The organism is Agromyces humi, from assembly GCF_009720255.1.
In the GTDB taxonomy this organism is placed as follows: domain Bacteria; phylum Actinomycetota; class Actinomycetes; order Actinomycetales; family Microbacteriaceae; genus Agromyces; species Agromyces humi.
Genome location: NZ_WJSP02000570.1, coordinates 1 through 1,784 on the forward strand (window position 1 = coordinate 1; position 1,784 = coordinate 1,784).

A 1,784-nucleotide genomic window follows, 5' to 3' on the forward strand; every position below is an offset into this window, starting at 1 on the left:
CGGAGAGCCGTTCGAGCCACCCGCGGTTCAGGGTGGACCGTCGATTGCCGGAATAGACGAACTGAACCGCTGACCGCGGCGAGATCCAGATGCTCACGACAGATTTGCCGTCCCGAAGGTTGACCGCTCCACCGACGCCTCGAGCCCTTCGATGCGCTCGTCGTCGCCATCGAGTTCGACGAGCCGCAGCCCCCCGGTGCGCCGGAACTCCAGCACGTCGTCGAGGCTGGTGCCGTGGCGCCTCACGAGCGAGGTGAGGAGGGCTCGACGCTCCTGCACCACCTCGAGTTCACGGCCCCCATCGGCATCGAGGCCGGTGAGGTACCCCGAGAGTTCGGTGGCGGCGTCCGCCAGCAGGAACCCGGCGCTCTGCAGCGCCTCGGCGACCGGCGCGAGCGCCGCGTCGTGGTCGATCACTCGATCGAGATGGCGTCTCGCGCTGTCGACGAGGGCGATGGCGTCTGGTGCCCCGTCGCCGAGGTCCTCGGCCGACACGAGCGCCTTGGCCTGCGCGGCTGCGGCGCGCAGCTCCTCGAGATTCGACAGCCGGTCGGCTCGCTCGGCGAGTTCCACGTCTTCACCCGGCTGCGGATCGGCCGCCTCGACCTCGTCGAGCGCCTCGCGCAGATCCTGTGCCTCGCGAACCCGGGTGTCGTGCGCGGTGCGCAGCAGCTCGAGCTCTGCCGAGTCGGCACGCCACGCCGTGAAGGCCTCGCGATACGCGGACACCGCCTCCTGCAACGGTGCGCCGGCGAACACTTCGACCTCCTGCTCGCTCTGCGGCGGCAGCACGATGGCGTCGACGGGCCGCCCTCGGCGAGGTACGCCGCGAGGGTGAACGGCGCGCCCGCGAAGCCGATGAGCGGGGTGGCGGTGCCAGACCCGTTGTCGGTGGTGTTCAGCTCGGCGATCGTGCGCTGCACCGCCTCGGTGATGGGGCCGGATGCCGCGTCGAGGCCCGCGGGGTCGACGGCCGTCAGCTCGGCCACGCCCGCGGCATCCGCATAGCCACGACCGAAGACGGGACCGCGGCCCGGCTGGATCTCGACATCGACGCCGACGAGCTTCAACGGCACCACGATGTCGCTGAAGAAGATGCCCGCGTCGACCCGGTGGCGGCGCACGGGCTGCAGGGTGATCTCGCTCGCCATGGCGGGGTCGAGGCAGGCGTCGAGCATGCGCGTGCCGACCCGCAGGTCGCGGTACTCGGGCAACGAGCGCCCCGCCTGGCGCATGAACCACACCGGCGTCGTGTCGCTGCGCTCCCCCCGGTAGGCGCGGACGAGACGGGAGTCGCCCGTGAGGCCGGCGGACAGGGGATGCTGCTCGGAGAGGATCACGCGTGACATTGTCGCGTATCGGGCTGGGGGTGCCGCTGTGAGGAGACGGAGCAGTCTGGGTCGGATGTCCCAGTCCTCTGGTGCGTGAGAGCGCGCGCACGCTAAGGTCGGACCCGTCGTGTCCCCCCACGACGACGCGCCGACGGTGGCGCGCCTCCGCCCCCACGGAGAAGAAGAAGACGACGTGTCCCCGATCGTTTCGCCCATCCCACCTTCCGTTCGGCCTGCCCCGATGACGCACTGCTGCCGCATGTGCGCCTGCGCCGGAGCCGCCCGATGAACCCGACCGCGGAGCATCGCACGAAGCTCACCGTGCTCGTCGCGCTGGCCGCGGCGATCGTGGTCGCCGGCCTCCTCGCCGGATCCCCCGCCCTCGAACGCCTCATGCGCCGCCTGCCGGCGATGCCCACCACGGACATCGCGATCGCGTTCGGCGTGCTCGGC

Annotated in this window: 2 protein-coding genes and 1 pseudogene; all 3 read right to left on the reverse strand. The window is 71.4% G+C overall.

The window, feature by feature from the left end:
* Positions 1 to 97 (reverse strand): DUF7882 family protein (locus tag GH736_RS25850; RefSeq protein WP_456236781.1); only part of this gene is annotated, 97 nt, incomplete at its 3' end.
* Positions 94 to 759 (reverse strand): DNA repair protein RecN, encoded by a 666-nt coding sequence (locus GH736_RS25370; RefSeq protein WP_235934638.1) that lies wholly within the window; start codon positions 757 to 759, stop codon positions 94 to 96. The genes GH736_RS25850 and GH736_RS25370, both read right to left, overlap by 4 nt.
* A gap of 41 nt (positions 760 to 800) precedes the next feature.
* Positions 801 to 1,349 (reverse strand): annotated as a pseudogene (locus tag GH736_RS25375) (uroporphyrinogen decarboxylase family protein); the annotation flags it as partial.
* Between the last annotated feature and the right edge of the window lie 435 nt (positions 1,350 to 1,784).